General features: G+C 67.3%; 24 protein-coding genes and 2 tRNA genes. 7 read left to right on the top strand and 19 right to left on the bottom strand.

What is annotated here, in order from left to right; genetic code table 11:
• Positions 1-96: 96 nt before the first annotated feature.
• The 3 genes from GT355_RS12610 to GT355_RS12600 all read right to left on the bottom strand — a co-directional run bounded on the left by GT355_RS12610 (position 97) and on the right by GT355_RS12600 (position 3247).
• Complete coding sequence (locus GT355_RS12610) at positions 97-1401, bottom strand: ABC transporter substrate-binding protein (protein ID WP_160134940.1); 1305 nt, start codon at positions 1399-1401, stop codon at positions 97-99.
• A gap of 38 nt (positions 1402-1439) precedes the next feature.
• The gene (locus GT355_RS18275) at positions 1440-1835 is read right to left on the bottom strand and encodes a hypothetical protein (RefSeq protein ID WP_240145808.1); all 396 of its coding nucleotides are present in this window, start codon (positions 1833-1835) and stop codon (positions 1440-1442) included.
• A 101-nt stretch (positions 1836-1936) separates the two neighbouring features.
• Positions 1937-3247, bottom strand: a complete 1311-nt coding sequence (locus GT355_RS12600) for an MATE family efflux transporter (RefSeq protein ID WP_192928019.1) — start codon at positions 3245-3247, stop codon at positions 1937-1939.
• Between the two features lie 173 nt (positions 3248-3420).
• On the opposite strand from GT355_RS12600, the gene GT355_RS12595 reads away from it, so the two are divergent.
• On the top strand, positions 3421-4506 hold the full coding sequence (locus GT355_RS12595; protein ID WP_160134939.1) for a CobW family GTP-binding protein: 1086 nt from the start codon (positions 3421-3423) through the stop codon (positions 4504-4506).
• Positions 4507-4518: 12 nt separating this feature from the next.
• Here GT355_RS12595 and GT355_RS18065 read toward each other — a convergent pair whose 3' ends face one another.
• Entirely contained in the window at positions 4519-4674 is a 156-nt protein-coding gene (locus tag GT355_RS18065) for a hypothetical protein (protein ID WP_192928014.1), read from the bottom strand.
• An 82-nt stretch (positions 4675-4756) separates the two neighbouring features.
• Positions 4757-5551 (bottom strand): MOSC domain-containing protein, encoded by a 795-nt coding sequence (locus tag GT355_RS12590; RefSeq protein ID WP_160134938.1) that lies wholly within the window; start codon positions 5549-5551, stop codon positions 4757-4759.
• A gap of 91 nt (positions 5552-5642) precedes the next feature.
• On the opposite strand from GT355_RS12590, the gene GT355_RS12585 reads away from it, so the two are divergent.
• The 3 genes from GT355_RS12585 to GT355_RS12575 are packed head-to-tail and all read left to right on the top strand — an operon-like array spanning position 5643 to position 9072.
• Complete coding sequence (locus GT355_RS12585; protein ID WP_160134937.1) at positions 5643-6347, top strand: helix-turn-helix domain-containing protein; 705 nt, start codon at positions 5643-5645, stop codon at positions 6345-6347.
• 51 nt (positions 6348-6398) lie between these two features.
• Positions 6399-7817 (top strand): APC family permease, encoded by a 1419-nt coding sequence (locus GT355_RS12580; RefSeq protein ID WP_160134936.1) that lies wholly within the window; start codon positions 6399-6401, stop codon positions 7815-7817.
• On the top strand, positions 7810-9072 hold the full coding sequence (locus GT355_RS12575) for a M20 family metallopeptidase (RefSeq protein WP_160134935.1): 1263 nt from the start codon (positions 7810-7812) through the stop codon (positions 9070-9072). The genes GT355_RS12580 and GT355_RS12575 overlap by 8 nt, the downstream gene beginning before the upstream one ends.
• A gap of 5 nt (positions 9073-9077) precedes the next feature.
• Here GT355_RS12575 and GT355_RS12570 read toward each other — a convergent pair whose 3' ends face one another.
• Positions 9078-9401: a DUF7991 family protein gene (locus tag GT355_RS12570; protein WP_160134934.1), complete on the bottom strand. Its 324-nt coding sequence runs from the start codon at positions 9399-9401 to the stop codon at positions 9078-9080.
• Positions 9402-9532: 131 nt separating this feature from the next.
• On the opposite strand from GT355_RS12570, the gene GT355_RS12565 reads away from it, so the two are divergent.
• On the top strand, positions 9533-10210 hold the full coding sequence (locus GT355_RS12565; RefSeq protein WP_120073980.1) for a potassium channel family protein: 678 nt from the start codon (positions 9533-9535) through the stop codon (positions 10208-10210).
• Here the strand turns inward: GT355_RS12565 and GT355_RS12560 are convergent.
• The 11 genes from GT355_RS12560 to GT355_RS12510 form a co-directional block, all read right to left on the bottom strand.
• The gene (locus GT355_RS12560; RefSeq protein WP_120073979.1) at positions 10207-10701 is read right to left on the bottom strand and encodes a DUF5813 family protein; all 495 of its coding nucleotides are present in this window, start codon (positions 10699-10701) and stop codon (positions 10207-10209) included. The genes GT355_RS12565 and GT355_RS12560 overlap by 4 nt on opposite strands.
• 56 nt (positions 10702-10757) lie before the next feature.
• A complete protein-coding gene (locus GT355_RS12555; RefSeq protein ID WP_120073977.1) occupies positions 10758-11138 on the bottom strand; it encodes a DUF7522 family protein in 381 nt (126 codons plus the stop codon).
• Positions 11139-11222: 84 nt separating this feature from the next.
• On the bottom strand, positions 11223-12062 hold the full coding sequence (locus GT355_RS12550) for an aldo/keto reductase (protein ID WP_160134933.1): 840 nt from the start codon (positions 12060-12062) through the stop codon (positions 11223-11225).
• 120 nt (positions 12063-12182) lie between these two features.
• Positions 12183-12267: transfer RNA gene (locus GT355_RS12545), tRNA-Leu, on the bottom strand.
• Between the two features lie 50 nt (positions 12268-12317).
• Positions 12318-12653 carry a ferredoxin gene (locus GT355_RS12540; RefSeq protein WP_120073973.1) on the bottom strand — a complete coding sequence of 112 codons (336 nt, stop codon included), beginning with the start codon at positions 12651-12653 and terminating at the stop codon, positions 12318-12320.
• Between the two features lie 89 nt (positions 12654-12742).
• Complete coding sequence (locus GT355_RS12535; protein ID WP_160134932.1) at positions 12743-12895, bottom strand: hypothetical protein; 153 nt, start codon at positions 12893-12895, stop codon at positions 12743-12745.
• A 15-nt stretch (positions 12896-12910) separates the two neighbouring features.
• Entirely contained in the window at positions 12911-13183 is a 273-nt protein-coding gene (locus GT355_RS12530) for a PIN domain-containing protein (RefSeq protein ID WP_160134931.1), read from the bottom strand.
• A complete protein-coding gene (locus GT355_RS12525) occupies positions 13176-13469 on the bottom strand; it encodes an AbrB/MazE/SpoVT family DNA-binding domain-containing protein (protein ID WP_120073969.1) in 294 nt (97 codons plus the stop codon). Before GT355_RS12525 ends, GT355_RS12530 begins: the two co-directional genes overlap by 8 nt.
• A gap of 75 nt (positions 13470-13544) precedes the next feature.
• Positions 13545-14045 (bottom strand): peptidylprolyl isomerase, encoded by a 501-nt coding sequence (locus GT355_RS12520; protein ID WP_160134930.1) that lies wholly within the window; start codon positions 14043-14045, stop codon positions 13545-13547.
• Positions 14046-14114: 69 nt separating this feature from the next.
• A complete protein-coding gene (locus GT355_RS12515) occupies positions 14115-15179 on the bottom strand; it encodes an anthranilate phosphoribosyltransferase (RefSeq protein ID WP_160134929.1) in 1065 nt (354 codons plus the stop codon).
• 70 nt (positions 15180-15249) lie between these two features.
• Positions 15250-16029 (bottom strand): response regulator, encoded by a 780-nt coding sequence (locus GT355_RS12510; protein WP_160134928.1) that lies wholly within the window; start codon positions 16027-16029, stop codon positions 15250-15252.
• A 161-nt stretch (positions 16030-16190) separates the two neighbouring features.
• Between GT355_RS12510 and hpt the strand changes: the two genes are divergently transcribed.
• Positions 16191-16757 (top strand): hypoxanthine/guanine phosphoribosyltransferase, encoded by a 567-nt coding sequence (hpt, locus tag GT355_RS12505; protein WP_160134927.1) that lies wholly within the window; start codon positions 16191-16193, stop codon positions 16755-16757.
• A gap of 58 nt (positions 16758-16815) precedes the next feature.
• Positions 16816-17508, top strand: coding sequence for a type 1 glutamine amidotransferase domain-containing protein (locus tag GT355_RS12500; RefSeq protein ID WP_160134926.1), 693 nt, complete (start codon positions 16816-16818; stop codon positions 17506-17508).
• A gap of 467 nt (positions 17509-17975) precedes the next feature.
• Here the strand turns inward: GT355_RS12500 and GT355_RS12495 are convergent.
• Together GT355_RS12495 and GT355_RS12490 are read right to left on the bottom strand one after the other, a co-directional pair.
• Positions 17976-18050 (bottom strand) — tRNA-Met (locus GT355_RS12495).
• Between the two features lie 39 nt (positions 18051-18089).
• Positions 18090-18605 carry a GtrA family protein gene (locus GT355_RS12490; RefSeq protein ID WP_160134925.1) on the bottom strand — a complete coding sequence of 172 codons (516 nt, stop codon included), beginning with the start codon at positions 18603-18605 and terminating at the stop codon, positions 18090-18092.
• Positions 18606-18618: the final 13 nt, after the last annotated feature.

Here is an 18618-nt window from a genome sequence, read left to right as displayed (position 1 = left end):
TCCCTGTACTCATACCCCTCGACTGCCGTCCCTCGGGGTATAAATCCCGAGGTGCATTATCTCAGCCGCTTATTCCGTGGCCGGGACACGGCTCGGTCAGTCGTTCCCAGTGAGGACGTTCGCGACCCGCCCGTGGTCGAACAGCTGCTCGTCGGGACCGAACTCGGGATAGGGATCGCCGTCCCGGTACTCGGGCCACTCGCCGAATTGGTCGGGGTAGAGCTCCTTTGCGGTCATCTCGGTCTGGAAGAGGTTCATCAGCGGGCCCTGCCACCGCGTCCCCTGCGGGTAGACCCGGTCGTTCCCGACGGCGGTCAGCTCGCCCCCGACGGGGTCGTTCTCGAGGTTCCGCTTCAGCGCACCGAAATCGACCGTCTCCGTGACCGTCCACAGCGCGAGGATCACGTCCGGGTCGGCCGCCAACAGCGCCTCCAGGTCGATCTGGCTGAACGGCCCCGAGAACCCCTCGTCGCCGAAGGCATCGGTCGCGCCGAGCGGACGGGTGTGGGCGTTCCAGTAGCCGGGCGCGTTCAGTCGGAGCCGGTAGATGTCGGCGAGGTCCTCCGTAACGGAGATGTACGCGACGCTCGGCCGCTCCGATTGCTTGGGGATCCCCTCTTCGACGGTCCCGAGGAGGTCGTCGTGGACGGACGCGAGCGCCTCGTAGCGTTCTCGTTCCCCGTACAGACTCGCGACGCGGTCGAACAGCTCCCACAGCGTGGTGTACTCGTAGCCGTCGGCCCAGCCCTTTGGGGGCGTGGCGTGATAGCTGCTGTAGTAGTTCCCGAACCACGGGCCGACGTTGTTCGTGACCTCCTCGACGTCGCTTCGGGACCAGTTGTCCTCCGTGGTCACCCACGCGGGGTCGACGAGGTGGAGGTCGCTGTCGAGTTCGTAGAGCCGCTCCTTCGAGAACCCGTACTCCCCGGCCTCGTCGGCCCACTCGATCTCGAACCCGTCGAATTCGTTGGTGAAGTACGCCAGCCCCTCGACCGTGCCGTCCCACCAGAGGTTGTTGATGGTGTCACCCTGCCCGAGCGCGCTGGCCATGTCCGGGAACCACGGGAAGTGGGTGAAGACGTTCTCCGGCGGCGCGTCGAGCGCGACGGTCCCGACCGGCGACAGCTCGGCGGTGTAGCTCGACCCCGACGCCGTCCCGGTTTCGGCCGCCGTCGACCCCGTCGCCTCCCCGGTCGACGTCGAATCGGTGCCGGATGCCGTCGCCGACGATCCGGTTGCTTCCCCCGTCGACGTCGATCTACCAGCCCGTTCCGTCGAGCCCGAGCCACCGTTCGACTGCCCGCTACACCCCGCGAGAAGCCCGCCACCGATGATGGCACCGCCGTACTTCACGTACTCCCGACGCGTCGGTCGCCCGCTCGATGGGTCACTGTCCGTCATACTTTTAGGCGAGCCTAACACGTAATAGCCGTTCCGTTTTAGGATGGCCGAAAAGCGGGATCCATCCCCGTCGGCGAGGATTCACGCGAGCGCGGAAGGAAGCGGTCCTCCGCGGGCAGTGCCGGGCCGACTACTCCCCCTCGACCAGCACCGTCTCGATGAGTTCGGCGGTCCCGCGGCGGACCCGGCCGCCGACGGCGGTCGGCGTCGAGCGCGGTCTCGAACGGCTCGACGGGGTTCTCGACGAGGAAGAAGAGGCCGGTTCCGGCGTCGGTCGTCGAGTGCGGGATGACCTGGATGGTCACGTCGGGGCACGCCCGGATCGTCGGAGTGAGCGCGAGGTTCGGGCTACTGACGTGGATGGTGGCGGTCAGCCCCACGGCCGCCACCTCCGGTTCCGCGACCGGCCGTCGGTGGTTGCCAACACACACCACACGAGCGACGTGAGATACACGAACACATCGAAATCGCCGGTTCGGCTGGATCGGGGGTCAGAGCCCCAGAGCTTCGGAACGAAGACGGGGATACGGTGCCGTCAGTCGTCGGCGGTGTCGCGTGCGGCCATCATCCCCGCGGCGCGGCTCGCCCACCGGGAGGTGGCGAAGCCGACGAACACGACCGCGGTCATCCAGACGTACTGGCCGGCGACGGCGGCGTAGGCACCCTGCACGCCCCAACCGAGTTCGACACCGAGGAGCCACGTCCCACCGACCAGGATACCAAAAACGCCGGTGACGCGGGCGACCAGCGGGATCCGGGTCTCGCTCGCGCCGGAGAGTGCCCCCGAGAGCACGATGAAACCCGCGAGGAAGACGGCGCTGAGGCCGTAGACGCGTGCGAACCCCGTCGCGTAGGGGAGCGCGTCGGGCGAGCCACTCGCGAGCAGTCGGACGGCGTCGGGTGCGAGAACGAACAGCGCCACGCCGACGATGCCGACCGTCATCGTGCTCAACCCCGTCGTCGCCCAGCCGCGATACCGCGCCGCGGCGGGGTCGCCGTCGCCGAGCGCCTGGCCGACGAGAACGCTGGCGGCGGTGCGATAGCCCCGCGAGAGCGGGCCCGTGACCTGCTGGTAGACCCGGCGACCGATCTGGAACCCCGCGTTGACCGGCCGACCGAAGCCGAGGAGAAGGGCGTTGAACGGGAACTCGGCGACCGTAGCGGCCAGCCCCTCGGCGACCTTCGGGGCGGCGACGACGACGAGCTGGCGGGCGACGGTCGGGTCCGCGGGCCGGACCAGCCGGAGGTCGGTGCGGGAACTTCGGATGGCGGCGACGAGCAGGCCGGCCGAGAGCACGTTCGAGACCGCCGTCGCCCCGCCGACGCCGAGCACGCCGTACTGCTGAACCCCGAAGAGTCCGAGCCCGAAGACCACCGACCCGGTGATGTTGGTGACGTTCGCGAGGCCGGTGACGTACATCGGGGTGCGGGTGTCGCCGGCCCCCTGGAGCGCGCGAGCGGCGACCAGCGAGACGTGGCGGGCGGGTGCGGTGGCGAGCACGACACCGAGATAGGTCGCGCCGAGCGTCACGACCGTTCCCCTCGCCCCAAATAATCGGATGAGCGGCCCGCCGAAGCCGACCCCGACGGCGGCGATCGGGAGGCCGGCGACCAAGCCCATCGAAAGCGCGCTCGACACCGCCTCGGCGCGGTTGGCGTCGGCCCCCGCACCGGTGTCCTGGCTCGAAAGCGCGATCGCGGCGCTCCCGAAGCCCAGCCCGATCCGCAGCGGGATCCGACCGTAGAGGTCGGCGAGCCCAACCGCGACAACCGCCGCCGGCGAGAACGTTGCGGTGACGAGCACGTCCACCGTGCGCATCAGCGTCCGGAGCACCTGCGAGACCATCACTGGCCACGCGAGCGCGAGCACGCGCCGCCACGTGGCGACCAGCCTTCCTGCCACGACCCTCCTCGTCACCGGTCACGCAAAGCGGTGTGGGTCCCGGAACGGAACCCGCGCGCCGTCGCTACACCCGATATCGTTGGAAGACTGTTGGTGCTCGAACTCCTGGAGAAAGTATGACGACCGACCCGATCCCCGTGACCGTCCTCAGCGGCACGCTCGGCGCGGGCAAGACCACGCTCCTCAACCGCCTGCTCGCCGACCCCGGCGACCGCGAGGTCGCGGTGGTCGTCAACGACATGGGCGAGATCAACGTCGACGCCGACCTCCTCTCGCGGTCGTCGGACGACTCGGGGATCGTCGACCTCTCGAACGGCTGCATCTGCTGTCGGCTCCGCGACGACCTCCTGACCGAAGTCGTTCGGCTGGCCGAGGAGCGCGAGTTCGACGCGCTGGTGGTCGAATCCTCGGGTATCAGCGAACCCGTCCCGGTCGCGCGGACGTTCACCGAGGGTACCGACGAGAGCGACGTCGACCCTACGGAGTACTACCGGCTCGATACGATGGTGACGGTGCTCGACGCCTACGGCTTCTGGAAGGAGTTCGACGCCGGCGCGTCGCTCCCCGATTCGGACGACCCCGAGACCGACCGCCCGCTCGCCGACGTGCTGGTCGAGGGGATCGAGTTCTGTGACGTCCTCCTGTTGAACAAGTGCGACCTCGTGCCCGACGAGCAGCTGGACTCGATCGAGGCGACCCTCCGGACCCTCCAGCCCCGCGCCGAGGTCGTCCGGACCACCCACGCCGACATCGAGCCCGAACGGGTGCTCGACACGGGTAGCTTCGACTTCGAGGCCGCGACCCGCTCCGCGGGCTGGAAGCGCGCGCTCGCGGGCCACGACCACGAGGGCGAATCGGCGGCCGAGCAACATGGGGTTTCGTCGTTCGTTTACGAACGCGAGCGGCCCTTCCACCCCGAACGGCTCGACGCGTGGCTCGACACCTGGGACGAGGGCGTGGTGCGCGCGAAGGGGATCTTCCGGCTCGCGGGTCGCGAGGACGTGATGGGGCTCAATCAGGCCGGGCCGTCGGTCCAGGCGGGGCCGATCGGGACCTGGCGCGCGGACGACGACCGACGGACCCGGCTGGTGTTCATCGGTACCGATATGACGGAAGACGAGATCGTCTCGGCGCTCGACGACTGTCTCGTCGGCGACGAGGAGCGCGGGGACTCGTTCGCCGATCCGTTCCCGACGGCGTAGCGGTATCGAGCGCTACGGCGAAACCTGGTCGCGAAGCTCGTCCCACGACTCGTTGAAGCCGTAGTTCGACTCGGCCTCGCGCTCGCGTTTCGTCGCGTTCTGGTAGACCTCGTCGTACTCGAGGAGCTTCGACCAGCCCTCCATGTCGTAGCTACAGTAGATACACATCCTGTCCGAACTGGGGCGGCAGGGCGAATAACGTTTGTGCGGGTCGACGACCGGCCTCCCCTTCATTCGAGTCCCCAGCGGGCTACAACCGTTCCTCGCCGAGGATCGTCACCTCGTCGCCGACGCGAACCTCGCCCCCGCGTTCGGCGGGCGACACGGTCGTGTTCACCATCAGCCGGAAGTAGTGGTCGAACCGCGTCGTGTCCACCCAGTCGGGAAGCGTCGCCTCGCGCCGCTCGATGAACGTCGGTCTAAACTCGGGCATCCCCTCACCCGTGTAGGGATCCCGGCTCGGGACGACACAGCGCTGGCAGGGGTTGACCCCCGTGAACGTGACGTCACCGACCGCGAACGCGACGCCGTGGTCGTGGTCACCTACCAGCCGGTCCTCCCAGAACGCCGGGACGCCGTCGACTTCGAGGTTCGCACGGAACCGACGGCGGACGTTCTCCGTCGTGAGTCCGGGGTACCACGACGCGACCGTCTCGATGGTCGCCGTCGAGATCACCGTCGGTCCGGGGAGGGTGGTGTCGTCGGGATAGCTCCCGCCGTCGGCATCGACGAGCCTGGCATCGAGCCCGAAGTGCTCGCTCAGATACGCTTCTAGCCCATCTCGGTCGGCGTCGAGGTCGAACCGGCGCGCCTCGGAGCCACCCTGTTTCCGTACCACGACCTCGTTCACCACGCGGTCGAACGACGTCCGGAGCCGGTGGACGGCGGGGGTTCGTTTGCCGTTGACGTACTCGCCCTCGCCATCCGTCATCGCGTACCGCCGGTCGCCGTCGAGCGCGCCGCTCCCGCCGACCTCGGCTCCGGGGACGGTCGTCGGGTCCAGTGATTTGATGGGGTAGAGCGAGACCCGCGCGAGCCGTGCCATTGGTAGGGGAGTCCCGCGCGGGGGGATATATGCTCGGATCCGCCCCCGGACCGGCGAACGGCTTTTGCGGTTCGTCGTTCTACCGACCTCGATGACGCCTCGGGAGGGGACGGGTCTCCGGGTGACGCTCGACATCTGGCACCCCGACTGCTGGACGCTCGCGGTCACCGAGGACAGCGATGCCGGCCTCCTCGGACACGGCGTCTACACCATCGACGGCTCGGCGACCGGCCGGTTCACCGTCTACGGCGAGACCGACGCCGAGACCGCGGCGCTGGTCGAGGCGGTACGGGCCTCCCCCCTCACCGACTCCGTTTGGGAGACCGACGGCGCACACGTCGCCGGGCTCCACGCCGTCGACGAACCCGTCCCGGGGAACGCGAGTCGGGGGATCGTGGTCCGGTACGAGATCGAGAACTCGATCAACGACGCGCTCGTCTCGCGCGGCTTCATCCCGGACGAACCCGTCAGAATGCACCACGGGCGGGAGTACTGGACGGTGTTGGTCGACGCGGACCGGGAGACGGTCGCCGAGCGGATCGCCGCCGTTCGCGAGGAGATGGACGCCGAGGTCCGCATCGAGGACATCGCCGTCGCCTACAGCGCCACCGGCGTCCTGCCGCTCGACGACCTCTCCGAACGCCAGCGCGAGGTCTTCGACCTCGCACGCCGCCGGAACTACTACACCTGGCCGCGCGACGTGAGCGCCGCCGACCTCGCGACCGAGCTCGGGGTCTCGAAGGCCACCCTCCTCGAACACCTCCGGAAGGCCGAGGCCAAACTCCTCGGACGTTGACCCTCTCATGATAGGGGGTCGTGTTATGCCCTCGCACTAGCGTGGTATCGTATGGCACACAGCGGTGGGAACGACGACCGGAGCCTCTCGCGCGACATCGGCGCGCTCGGGGCGATGAGCACGGTGGTCGCGGGCACGCTCGGCGCGGGGCTGTTCGTCACGCTCGGCACCGCGAGTTCGACCACCGGCCCCAGCGTGATCCTCGTGGTGGTTGTCGCCGGGCTGCTCGCGACCGCCATCGCGGTCAACTACAGCTGGATGGCGACCGTCTTTCCGGGAGCCGCGGGGTCGTACGCCTACGTCTCGCGAACGCTCGGGAACCGCTTGCCTGGCTTTCTAGTGACGTGGTCGAAGTGGCTCGGCTACATGGCCGCCGACGCGGTGCTCGCGATCGGGTTCGGGAGCTACCTCCAGGTGTTCTTCCCCGACCTCATCGCGGGCGAGGGCGAGGTCGCGCTCGTCGGATTTGGCCTCCTGACAGTTCTGTTCCTCGTCAACCTCGTCGGGTCGCGCGGCTACAGCATCGCACAGAACGTCATCTTCGGGCTGCTCGTGGTCTCGATCCTCGTGCTCGTGATTCCAGGCACGTTCCAGATCGAGACCGCGAACTACCAGCCCTTCTTCACGGGCGGCGCGGACGGCTTCCTCGCAGCCGCCGTCCCGCTCTTTTACGCCTACATCGGCATCGCGGTCGCGGGGCAGATGGGGGCGGAGGTCAAGAACCCCTCCCGGAACCTCCCGCTCGCGATGGTCGGCGGCACCCTCGTGCTCACCCTGCTCTACATCTGGACCGCGGCGGTCATCTACGGTGTCGTCGCGGATTACACCACCCTCGCGGATTCGGCACGCCCGCTCGCCGACGCCGCCGAGACCTTCCTCGGGGCGAACGGCTCGGCCATCGTCGCCATCGGTGGGCTGCTCGCTACGGCGTCGAGCGTGAACGCGATAATGGCGGCGGGGATAAAGATGCCGTACTCGTGGTCGTGGGACGAGGTGTTCCCGCGGTGGTTCTCGGCCGTGAACGACCGCTTCGGCTCGCCACACTGGTCGTTGCTCACCCTCTACGTCGTCTCCTCGGCGCTGACGTTCTACTCGGCCGGGCTCGACCAGGCCATCAAGATCGCGACCTTCAGCTACCTCATCGCCTACTTCGCGGTCTCGGTGACGTTGCTGTACGCGCGACTCGCCCGTCCCGACGTGGTCGAGCGGGCGGGTTTCGACCTCGGCGGTGGCCTGTACCTCTCCGGAGCCGTGGGCGCGCTCGGTGCACTCGCGCTGCTCACCCAGGCCTACCAAGGTTCGCTCGCGATCTACGTCCCGTGGCTACTCGCCGGGCTCGTGGTGTTCGGGATCTACTGGTACCGGGGTCGCCAGGCCGGCACCGACGTCGGGGCGATCCTCGACACCCTTCCGGGAGTCCCCTCCGCGGAGTACGACCCGGATATCCAGGAGACGACCGCCGATGACTGATCCGAGCAGTCACGGGACCGCCGACCACGACGCCACCCCCGACGAGGATGCCATTCGGACCGTCACGGAGCGCATCGACCACGAGGAGACGATCGATCTCCTCCGAGAACTCGTGCGGATCCGAAGCCCCTACTTCGAGGAGGACGCGATCACCGAGTTCGTCTTCGACTGGCTCGACGCTCGAAATCTCGACCCCGAACGCCACCCCGTGAGCGAACCCGCCCTCACTGGTTTCGAGGGGAACAACGTGCTCGCGCGGCTCGACGGCTCCGACCCCGACGCGCCGACGCTCCTCCTGAACGCCCACATGGACACGGTGCAGATCGTCGAGGCGTGGGAGGAGGACCCGCTCTCGGGGCGCGTCGAGGACGGCAAGCTCTACGGCCAGGGTGCGTGCGACATGAAGGGTGGGCTCGCGGGGATCATGGTCGCCTTCGACGCGCTCGCCGGGGCCGACCTGGCGGGAAGCGTGATTTTCACGGCTGTCGTCGACGAGGAGGGGCCCTACGGCCTCGGCGCGAACCAGTTGCTCCGGGATGGTATTACCGACGAGTGCGACGCGGCGGTCGTCACCGAACCCGGCCCGATCCTCGCCCAAGAGGATATCGAGAACCCCGCGCTCCTGCTCGGCGCGCGCGGCCGGTTCCTCTACGACATCTCGGTCACGGGGCAGGCCGCGCACGGCTCACAACCCGACAAGGGGGTCAACGCGGTGGCGGATGCGGGACGGCTGGCGGCCGCGTTCGAGGACCTGGCGGTCGGTTCCCACGAGCAGCTCGGCGACGGCTCGGTCTGTCCCCTACAGATCGAGGGCGGCGGCGAGACGCTTTCCGTTCCCGAAGCCTGTCGATTACTGGTCGACCGCCACGTCGTCGTCGGCGAGACCGAGGCTGTGGTCCGGGCCGACGCCGAGCGGCTGGTCGAGGACCTCGACCTCGGTTCCGACGTCGAGGTCGGTTTTCGGGACGCACCCGCCCCGGACGTCCGCTACGGGCCGTACGTCACCGACCCGGACCAACCGCTCGTGGGCGCGCTCACGAGCGGCGTCGAGACGGTGACCGGCGAGGAACCGGCGATCGGCTACTTCTCGAGCGTCGGCGACTTCAACTACTTCGGTCACCGGGCGGGCCTCCCGACCGTCATCGTCGGACCGGACGGCGAGAACATTCACGGCGCGGGCGAGTTCGTCTACACCGACGAAGTGGTCGAGGTGGCGCGGATCGTCGCCGGGGGCTGTGTCTCACTGCTCGGTTGACCCCTTCAGCCGTCGAAACCGTCCGGGAGGTCGACCTCGTCGGGCGCGGGCATCCAGAAGAAGTCGATGGCGACCCCGAGTGCGAACGGCAGCGCGACCACGAGGGCCACCACGGCGGTCGGGGTCCCGAGGTTCGGGCCGAGTCCGACCGGACCGGTGAGGACGAGCGCCACCGCCGTCTCGGCGGTGGGAACGAGCACGAGCGTGTAGACCGCGACACCCCACCAGGTGGCGAGTGTGGCCCGGAGGATGCGGGTGCCGACCGCCGCGATACCGGTGTTGACCACCACCACGGCCAGGAGCCCGACGAGGTCGACGACCGAGACCATGTCGTATCTCTGGCCCGAACCACCTTCCGGATGTCGGAACGGGTCGACGGCGGCTGGTCGGGCGATCCCGTTCGGACTGTGGCTCGATTCGGTGAGTAAAGCTATTGACCGTCCTCGCTATAAGAGGTGATATGCAATTCGTCATCGTGGGCGCTGGCCGGGTCGGACTCCGTACCGCGAGGGTGCTCGCCGACGAGGGCCACGAGGCGACCGTGATCGACAACGACCCCGAACGTCTTCAGGGGCTCTGGGGTGACCGTCTCGAGATCGTCGACGTCGTCGACGGCGACGGCTCGCGCGAGGAGGACCTGCTGGAGGCGGGGCTGGAGGACGCCGACGCGGTCGGCGCGCTCACCGGCGACCTCACCACCAACTTCGTCGCCTGCATGATCGCCAAAGCCCACGGCTGTCGCACCGTGATGCGCTCGGACGACGACTACTATCAGGACATCTACCGGAAGTACGCCAGCGACGTCGACGAGGTGGTCTACCCCGAACGCCTCGGCGCGATCGGCGCGAAGAACGCCCTCGTCGGTGGCTCGATCCGTGCCATCGCCGACATCGCACAGAACCTGCAGCTGGTGGAGTTCACCGTCACCGACGACTCGCCGATGCTCGGCTACACCATGAGCGAGCTCGAACTCCCCGGCGACGCCGACCTCCTCGCGTTCGGGAAGGCCGACGAACAGCTCGGGCTCCCCCGCGAGGACGACTCGCTCGAAGTCGGCGACCGCCTCGTCGCGCTCGCGGACTTCGACGTCCTCGGCGACGTCCGGCAGGTCGTGGTCGGCGAGCGCGCGAGCGCCTAGAGCGGCATCGGGCCGCGGTCGCCCTCACCCTCGCTGTCCCCCTGCGTACGGGCGCGCGCGAGCAACCCCGCGACGGGCGGCAGGTACGAAAAGCCCGGGACGATCCCCTCGACGTAGGTCCCCTCGACGTACTCGGCGAGCACCTTCGCCGTCTCGGCGGCCACCCGCGGCTCCTCGTGGTCGAACGCGAACTCGACGACCACGAGGCCGTCCTCACGTTCGACGGTCGGTTCGGGCACCGATACGTCGGAACGAGCCGCGCCGTCGGCGTCGTCGAGGCGGAGGCGAAACGTCTCGAACCAGCCGTCGTCGAGGACGTCCTCGACCGGCTCCTCGGTCGCGCCGTCGAGCGTCGGGACGATGACCTGGACCCGATAGCCGTCGCTGGCGGGGGCCGCCCGCGCGTCGAACGGCGTCGTCGTCAGTTCGTACCACTCGCCGTCGCGCTCGTAGGCGTCGTGGGCCGCGAACGCGTCGTGTGTCTCGGTCATACCCCGAATTCGGTGGTCGGCGGCAAAAACGCGTCGTCACTCGACTTCGCCAGCGGTCAGCGGTCTTCGAGAACCGCGACGACCGCGCTCGCGACCGCCTCGAAGTCGCTCATCGTCAGACCATCCGTGGTGACGAACACCCCGTCGCGGTCCGTCGTGATCCGGAGGAGGTAGCCGTTCTCGAACACCCGGATGGTGTGACGGTAGGCCCCGAGCTCGGAGCTTCGGTAGGCGTCGCGGGTGTTCTTGAAGTCGTGCCACTCGTGGCCGATGAAGCTCATCACGTCGGCGTCGCGTTCGAGGTCGTCCCGGAGGTAGAGCTGGTCGTAGTCGGTGCGCGTGAAGTAGGTCACCGACCGGAGGCGGTCGCCGGTCGCGGTGCGGGCGGCGGTGACGACCTGGTCGGCGACGTCCTCGACGAGGAGTGTGGAAGCCATTGGTCGGATCGACATGGGGAATCGTGATAAAATCGTCGTTCCGACGGCACGGTGACGCCCGAGGATTCGATCTGCTCTCGGGCGTTACTCCGCGATCCCGTAGACGTCGCCGGTCCAGTCCTTCGCCGGGTGGTCGTAGACGGGTTGGTCGCGGTCGATCCCGTTCAGGCGCTGGTGGTCGTCCTCGTCGAGTTCCCAGTCGAAGAGCTGGCCGTTCGATTCGATGTGGTCCGGCGAGGACGACTTCGGGATCACGACCACGCTCTCCTCGACCGCCCACCGGAGGACGACTTGGGCCGGGGTCTTGTCGTAGTTCTCGGCGATATCCTCGACGGTGTCGTCGCCGAGGACGTCCGTCCGTGCGAGCGGGGCCGCGGCCTCGACGGCCACGTCGTTCTCCCGGCAGTACTCGACGAGCTCGGGCCGCTGGAACCAGGGGTGGAACTCGATCTGGTTGACCGCGATCGGCACGTCCGCGATGTGGAGGGCGTTGCTGAGCTGGTAGGCGCTGAAGTTCGAGACGCCCACGTTCCGGACCTTCCCGTCGTCGTGGAGCGTCTCCATCGCGTTCAGGGTCTCGCGCAGCGAGATCGCCGGGTTCGGCCAGTGGATCAGATAGAGGTCGAGATAATCGGTCCCGAGCCGGTCGAGCGAGTCCTCACAGGCCTCGATCACCGAGTCGTAGTCGAGGTTCCCGGGCAGCACCTTCGAGGTCAGGAAGAACTCCTCGCGGTCGTAGTCGGCGAGCACCTCGCCGATCTCGCTCTCGTTTCGGTAGCCCTCGGCGGTGTCGACGTGGGTGTAGACCCCGTCGAGCCCGGCGCGGACGGAGTTCTGTACCGTCTCGCCGTCGATGTCCCAAGTGCCAACGCCGATCATCGGCATCTCGTCGCCGCTCGGCAACGTCACGCTCGGTACTGACATGGGCGCGAATTCGCCCGACGGCGACTAAATCGTTCCGGAAGTCACAATCCGGGAACCGAGTCGAGTGCCGACGTTCGAGGTGGAGAACTGGAACGGACGAACTGATCGGTCGAAATGGAGTGCGAGGGATGCGATTTGAACGCACGAACTCCTAAGAGACCGGGTCTTAAGCCCAGCGCCTTTGGCCAGACTCGGCCACCCTCGCGCAGTAGGGAGTTCGTCCGCGCGCGAAAACCCGTTTCGGTTACTGCCGGGCTACCAATCGACCGAGAGCGAGCCGTCGCCCGCGGGGTCGGGCGCGATCTCCTCGTTCGTCCGGCGATCGACGACGTGTATCACACCCCGGTCCTTCTTCGCGGGACAGACCTCGGCGGCCTCGATGTTGTCCTCCAGCGCGGACTCGTCGATGAAGTAGGATTCGGGCTGGGCGATCCCGGAGGTGAGGTTCATCGTCCAGTTCTCGGAGACCTCGGCGCACTTGCCCGCCGCGATACACTTGTTGGCCTCGAAGATTATCTTGTAGGGCTTCTCCTCGACCGGCGGGGCGTCGTGCTCGCCGATGTCGCTGGGGTCGACGGGTTCGTCGGGCATGTGTTCGATCGTACCTCGACGGTCTTTGCGCTTGCCGTTCGAACGCTCCCACAGCACACGATGGGATCGTCCACCGTTTCGCGTCGAGGCTACGCCGGTTCGTCTCGGATCCGTTCGATTCGAATCGAGATCGAGAGGTCGGCGAAGTCGTCGTCGGCACCCACCACGAGCGTCGCGTCGGCCGCATCGGCAAGTGCCACCGCGAACGCATCACCGAGGGCGATGCCACCACCCGCTTTCACTCGTGCCGCCGTCTCTCACGACTCGGTCGTGGGTCGAAGCTTGCACCCACCGTCCACGATATCCCGAACCTGGGTTCGACCGGTGGCGAGGTCGTCAGCCGTGGGTCGCCCATCGGTTTCGAGCCACGCGATCTTGTACGTGACCTCCGTCGCAGTGACCTCGCTCATGAAACCGGTCGCATCGCCGTCGTAAACCGCCGTCAGCAGCGACTCGACACGGTCCGCGCCGGGTTCGTCGTAGCAGTACGCGATCAGCGGCTCGGCGTCAAACACGTAGGTTTCACTCATCGCCATCCGGGTTCGCCACGTCGCGCGGCCGCTCTTCGACGCGTTCGGAATCGCGAAACTCCTGAAGCTTCGCCGTGATTTCGCCCCGCTCGTACTCGTCGGTGGCGAGTCGACCCCGGAGCTCTGACGGTCGTGGAACGGGCTCGACCACGATCTCGCCCGCCTCGCTCTCGCGGAACCGAACCCGTCCTGGGGTCTCGATCCCGAACTTCTCGCGGAGTTGCTTCGGGATCGTCGCCTGCCCCTTCGCCGACACTCTGACGACGTCACGAGTCGTACCGCTCATGAGTAATACTTCGACCGGAGTGGTACCTAAGCGTTCGGTCGGACGAAGTCGATCGAGTAACGTTTTTGCTCCGCTTCAGTCGTGGACTTCGACGGATTCGAGGACGACCTCCTCCTGGGGCTGGTCGTTGCGGTCGGTGTCGACCGAGCCGATCTCACGGACGACGTCCATCCCGTCCGTGACCTTCCCGAAGACCGCGTGGCGGTCGTCGAGGTGGGGCTGGGCGTCGAGCGTGATGAAGAACTGCGAGCCGTTGGTGTTCGGGCCGGAGTTCGCCATCGAGAGGACCCCCGCCGAGTCGTGGCGGAGGTCGTCGTGGAACTCGTCGTCGAAGGAGTAGCCCGGGCCGCCGCGTCCGGTCTCGTCGGGGTCGCCACCCTGGATCATGAAGCCCTCGATCACGCGGTGGAAGGCCACGTCGTCGTAGAGCGGTTCCTCGACCGTCTCGCCGCCGTCCTCCCACTCCTGCTCGCCGGTCGCGAGCCCGACGAAGTTCTCGACCGTGCGCGGCGCGCGCTCGTCGTAGAGTTCGACCTCGATATCGCCGCGGTTCGTGTGCAGGGTCGCGTTCGTCATGCCTCGGGGAAACACCGCGCGGCGGAAAACCCTGCCGACTTCGGGTATCGAGGCGCTCGGTCGACGAACTCAGACGTCCCGGAGGTCGTCGAGCACGCTCGCGGCGCTGCCGTCGGCGATGACCTCGCGCGCGGTCGAGAGCCCCTCGTCGAGCGAGTCGCAGTCCTCGCGGGCGTAGATCCGGAACGCGCCGTTGAGCGCGACCGCGTCGGCGAACTGGTCGTCGCGCTCGCCCGCGAGCACCTCCTCGGTGATGGTCGCGGAGTCGGCGGCCACGTCGTCGACCCCGAGGTCCTCGGCGTCGAAGTCCATGCCGTACTCGGCGGTCTTGATCTCGAAGTCGTCGAGGTCGCCGTCCTCACCGACTGCGACCGTCGTCGAACCGGGCCGGATGTCGTCGTAGCCCTCCATCCCCTGGAACATCACCACGCGGGGCACCTCGTAGTGCTCGCTCTCGGCGAAGGTGTCGATGATGCGCTTGGCGTAGGGGAGGTGATAGAAGCTCCCGAGATGCACACTCGCCTCCGCGGGGTTCGCGAGGGTCTCGATGGTGTTGACGAACGTCCGGACGCCCATCATCGCACGGCGCTCCGAGATCGCGTCGATGCCGGGGTTGAAGTTAGGCTGGTAGTAGAAGCCGAACCCCGTCTCGTCGACCATCTCGGCGCTTTCTTCGGGAGCCAGGTCCGTCCGAACCCCCAGCTCGTCGAGGACGTGTTTGTAGGCGTCCTGCTCCTGGGTCGGGACGCGGTCGCCGGAGTGGGTGACCACGGGGGTACCGGCGGCGGCGGCCACGAGGCCCGCACCGACCCCGAGGATCGCCGAACGGCCTTTTCCATCGTAGTTCGCGCCGCAATCGACGGGGTCGCAGTCGGGGGCGGCGAACTCGACCGACTCCTCGGCCATCACGTCGATGTAGGCCGCGAGCTCCTCGGGAGTGTTGCGCTTCCAGCGATTCGCGAGCCAGAACGCCCCGAGGGTGGTGTGGTCGGGTTCGCCGTCGAGGATCCGGGTGAACGCCTCGCGCGCCTGCTCGCGGGTCATGTCGTCGGCGGACTTGTGGCCCGAGCCGACCACCTCGGTCATCAGCCGCTTGAGCGGCCAGTCGCCGTACCGCTCGGTCGTCTGTGCCATAGCGCGGGTTGGGACGCTCGGCGCAAAAAGTTCCCGCTCGGTCGGCTTCGCTCGGGGGCCGTTGCCGGCGCTATACCGCTCGCTCGCGTGCCCGCCGCTGGGTGACGTCGCTGAGGTGGACCGTTAGCCCGTCGTCGGTCGGCACCGCACGAACCCGATGCCACGCGCCGCGCGGCGGATAGTACTCCTCGAACTCGACCGGTTCGTTCTCGCGGTAGGCCCGTTTGCCCTCCGTCTCGAACTTGGTGTTGGCGAGTACCGAGAACTCCTCCTCGACCGCCTCGCCGACCAGTTCCTCCTCGGACTGGCCGAGAAGCTCCTCGGCACGGCCGTTGACGTAGGTGAACCGCCGTTCGGTGTCGAGGGCGAAGACCGCGTCGGTGATCCCCGAGTAGAGTTTCCGAAGCCGTTCGTTCGTGGCTTCGAGTTCGCGCTCGGCACGGTACTCGCCGACGAGGTGGTCGATACGGTTGGCGAGGAGGGCGTACTGTTCGGTGCCGTGGCGTTTCTCCACGTATTCGTTGACACCGGCGGTGATGGCCTCGCTCGCGATCTCCTCGCTGCCGCGCCCGGTGAACAGTACGAACGGGAGGTCCGGGTTCGACTCCCGAACGCGTTCGAGGAAGTCGAGCCCGTTCATCCCCGGCATATCGTAATCGCTCACGACGCAATCAACGGGCTCGTCGGCCGCGTCGAACCGTTCGAGCCCCGCCTCGGCGCTCGTCGCCGTCGTCACCTCGATCGCGTCGTGTTCGCGTTCGAGGAACAGCCCGACCAGTTCGCAAAAGCCCGGTTCGTCGTCGACGTGAAGAACACGAATCGGTCCTCTCACATCATCCGACGAAGACATGCTCGAACCAACGCGCTCCAGAACATATGTTTATTGTGGTCGACTAGGTACTATTCACGAGTCGTCCCGTCTCGATGGTTTCGAGCGTGTCGAGCCGTCCCCAAAGGGGGGTTCGCCGGATGGACCGTCAGGCTTTAGCGACGACTGGCTATACCCGGAGCATGAACCAGCTCGCGGAGTCGCTGCGTGAGGCACCCATCATCGAAAAGGACGGCTATCATTACTTCGTCCACCCGATCAGCGACGGCGTGCCGATGCTCGAACCCAGCCTCCTCCGCGAGATCGTGATCAAGATCATCCGGAAGGCCGACGTCGACGTCGACAAGATCGTCACGCCCGCGGCGATGGGGATCCACCTCTCGACGGCGGTCTCGCTGATGACCGACATCCCGCTGGTCGTCGTCAGGAAACGCCAGTACGGTCTCGACGGCGAGGTCGCGCTCTCGCAGGTCACGGGCTACTCCGAGAACGAGATGTACGTCAACGACGTCGACCCGGGCGACAAGGTCCTCCTGCTCGACGACGTGCTCTCGACGGGCGGTACCCTTCGGGGCATCACCGGGGCACTGGAGGAGATCGGCGCGGAGGTCGCCGACGTCGTCGCGGTGATCAAGAAGGTCGGCGGCGGCAACGAACTCGAGGACGGCCAGTACAACGTGAAGACGCTGATCAACGTCGACGTCGAGGACGGCGAGGTCGTCATCGTCGACCCGCAGGGCGACGGGTAGAACTACCTTCGACCGCACGGCACGGGGCTTTTCGGTCCGGAGAGAGTAGCCAGTAGCGATGACAACCGCACTGTTCGTCGTCAGCGAGGAGGGCTACTGGGGCGAGGAATGTATCGAACCGCTCACGACGCTCGACGACGCGGGCGTCGAGGTGACGGTGGCGACGCCGAGCGGCGACCCACCGGTCATGGACGAGCGCTCGGCCGACCCCGAGGAGGTCGGCGAGGAGACCGCGGCGTGGGTCCGCGAGGTCGACGAAACGGACGAACGGCTCAACGACCCGAGCCCGGTCGCGTCGGTCGACGCCGCCGACTACGACGCCGTGGTGTTCCCCGGCGGTCACGGCACCGAATGGGACGTCAACCAGGACCGTCACGCCCGCGACCTGCTCGCGAACGCGGTCGCCGGCGAGGACGGGACGGCGCTCGTGGTCTGTCACGCGGTCGGCCTGCTCGGATTCACCCGTACCGACGACGAGGACTTCCTCGTCGACGGCCGCGACGTGACTGGCTTCCCGAACGAGTGGGAGGAGGGCATCGTCGACGACCAGGATCGAATGCCCGACGGGCGGAAGCTTCCCTACTGGGTTGAGGACGAGGCGAAGACCGCCGGCGGGAACTGGGATGCCGAACTCGATGCCGATACCAGTGTGACCGTCGACGGCGACCTCGTCACCGCCCGTGGACCGGGGTCGTCGGCCGCCGCTGCGGAAACACTGCTCGACGAGTTGGGTGTCGACGCGTCGGTCTGACGGACTACTTCACCGAATTGGAAGGATAGTGGTGATGCGGCTGTAGCCGCAGTGCGGTCGCGGTGACGGATGCGGCCCTGGTGGATGAAGGGTGAGCGAGTGAAACGAGCGAGGGCTTCGGCGGTGCTGTGCGTGGCGGTGCGGTAAGGTTAGTGGTTGCACCGCGAGCGACCGAAGGGAGCGAGCGGGCCGACGACTGACCGCAGTTCTCGCGAGCCGAAGGCGAGCGAGAGCACGGAAGAGCGAAGCTCTTCCGGTGGAAGGAGGAGACTTTTGATCCACATTTTGCCAGCGAGTGAACGAAGTGAACGAGCGCAGCAAAAGGTGGGGGCCGGTAGATTTGAACCACGCCGACGTCACTCCCGCTGGTCGCTCGTCGTCTGCTTCAAATCTACTCGTCGCCCGTTCTCGAATCCAGCACTCGCTCGTCGCGGCGCTCCTCGCTCATGAGTTGGATTCGAGAAACGTAGCGGGAGGTAGATTTGAACTACCGGTCTGCGGGTTATGAGCCCGCCGGAATCTCCTGGCTATCCTATCCCGCTATCTCTTCGTAACCGAGTTTGCTGGTTAAGGGTTGTGATTCACTTATCCTCGGTGCCCCTGTGAACACGCCACGTGAACAGGCTCTCGGCGACGTAGTTGACGACCATCCCGAGCCCGATCCCGCCGAGCTTCGAGACCACGAACCAGCCGTCGATCCCGAGGAGGGTGAGCTGGACCGCGACGATCCGATAGAGCACGTGGAAGGTCACGAGCTGGACGAGGATGCCACCCGTGCGGACGAGGTTCGAGCGCACCAACCGTCGGAGGCGTGCGAACCCGCCACCCGTCCGCTCGCCCGAGAACGTCCAGACGTCGTTCAGCAGGAACATCACGACGATGGAGACCTCGATACCGATGAAGACGGCGAGTTCGGGGAACACCCCGAGCTCGCGGAGGACCGTCGAGGTCGTGACGTCGAAGACCGCGCCGACGACGCCTACCGAGACGAACTTCCCGAACCGCACCGCCGACAGCAACGCGAGTGCGCGCTGGGAGAGCCGACCGCCGCCATCGAGCCGTGCTCGGAGGGCGGTCAGCGGCCCGGACGGGCTCACGACCGCGACTCCC

Source organism: Halococcus salsus, from assembly GCF_009900715.1.
Classification (GTDB): Archaea; Halobacteriota; Halobacteria; order Halobacteriales; family Halococcaceae; genus Halococcus; species Halococcus salsus.
This window is presented reverse-complemented; position numbering and strand designations above follow the sequence as displayed.

What these genes read in the sequence shown, in the direction of transcription:
- GT355_RS12610 (WP_160134940.1), bottom strand. Translation starts at nt 1,401, where the DNA reads ATGACGGACAGTGACCCATCGAGCGGGCGACCGACGCGTCGGGAGTAC.
- GT355_RS12600 (WP_192928019.1), bottom strand. Translation starts at nt 3,247, where the DNA reads ATGGTCTCGCAGGTGCTCCGGACGCTGATGCGCACGGTGGACGTGCTC.
- GT355_RS12595 (WP_160134939.1), top strand. Translation starts at nt 3,421, where the DNA reads ATGACGACCGACCCGATCCCCGTGACCGTCCTCAGCGGCACGCTCGGC.
- GT355_RS18065 (WP_192928014.1), bottom strand. Translation starts at nt 4,674, where the DNA reads ATGTGTATCTACTGTAGCTACGACATGGAGGGCTGGTCGAAGCTCCTC.
- GT355_RS12590 (WP_160134938.1), bottom strand. Translation starts at nt 5,551, where the DNA reads ATGGCACGGCTCGCGCGGGTCTCGCTCTACCCCATCAAATCACTGGAC.
- GT355_RS12585 (WP_160134937.1), top strand. Translation starts at nt 5,643, where the DNA reads ATGACGCCTCGGGAGGGGACGGGTCTCCGGGTGACGCTCGACATCTGG.
- GT355_RS12580 (WP_160134936.1), top strand. Translation starts at nt 6,399, where the DNA reads ATGGCACACAGCGGTGGGAACGACGACCGGAGCCTCTCGCGCGACATC.
- GT355_RS12575 (WP_160134935.1), top strand. Translation starts at nt 7,810, where the DNA reads ATGACTGATCCGAGCAGTCACGGGACCGCCGACCACGACGCCACCCCC.
- GT355_RS12570 (WP_160134934.1), bottom strand. Translation starts at nt 9,401, where the DNA reads ATGGTCTCGGTCGTCGACCTCGTCGGGCTCCTGGCCGTGGTGGTGGTC.
- GT355_RS12565 (WP_120073980.1), top strand. Translation starts at nt 9,533, where the DNA reads ATGCAATTCGTCATCGTGGGCGCTGGCCGGGTCGGACTCCGTACCGCG.
- GT355_RS12560 (WP_120073979.1), bottom strand. Translation starts at nt 10,701, where the DNA reads ATGACCGAGACACACGACGCGTTCGCGGCCCACGACGCCTACGAGCGC.
- GT355_RS12555 (WP_120073977.1), bottom strand. Translation starts at nt 11,138, where the DNA reads ATGGCTTCCACACTCCTCGTCGAGGACGTCGCCGACCAGGTCGTCACC.
- GT355_RS12550 (WP_160134933.1), bottom strand. Translation starts at nt 12,062, where the DNA reads ATGTCAGTACCGAGCGTGACGTTGCCGAGCGGCGACGAGATGCCGATG.
- GT355_RS12540 (WP_120073973.1), bottom strand. Translation starts at nt 12,653, where the DNA reads ATGCCCGACGAACCCGTCGACCCCAGCGACATCGGCGAGCACGACGCC.
- GT355_RS12530 (WP_160134931.1), bottom strand. Translation starts at nt 13,183, where the DNA reads ATGAGTGAAACCTACGTGTTTGACGCCGAGCCGCTGATCGCGTACTGC.
- GT355_RS12525 (WP_120073969.1), bottom strand. Translation starts at nt 13,469, where the DNA reads ATGAGCGGTACGACTCGTGACGTCGTCAGAGTGTCGGCGAAGGGGCAG.
- GT355_RS12520 (WP_160134930.1), bottom strand. Translation starts at nt 14,045, where the DNA reads ATGACGAACGCGACCCTGCACACGAACCGCGGCGATATCGAGGTCGAA.
- GT355_RS12515 (WP_160134929.1), bottom strand. Translation starts at nt 15,179, where the DNA reads ATGGCACAGACGACCGAGCGGTACGGCGACTGGCCGCTCAAGCGGCTG.
- GT355_RS12510 (WP_160134928.1), bottom strand. Translation starts at nt 16,029, where the DNA reads ATGTCTTCGTCGGATGATGTGAGAGGACCGATTCGTGTTCTTCACGTC.
- hpt (WP_160134927.1), top strand. Translation starts at nt 16,191, where the DNA reads ATGAACCAGCTCGCGGAGTCGCTGCGTGAGGCACCCATCATCGAAAAG.
- GT355_RS12500 (WP_160134926.1), top strand. Translation starts at nt 16,816, where the DNA reads ATGACAACCGCACTGTTCGTCGTCAGCGAGGAGGGCTACTGGGGCGAG.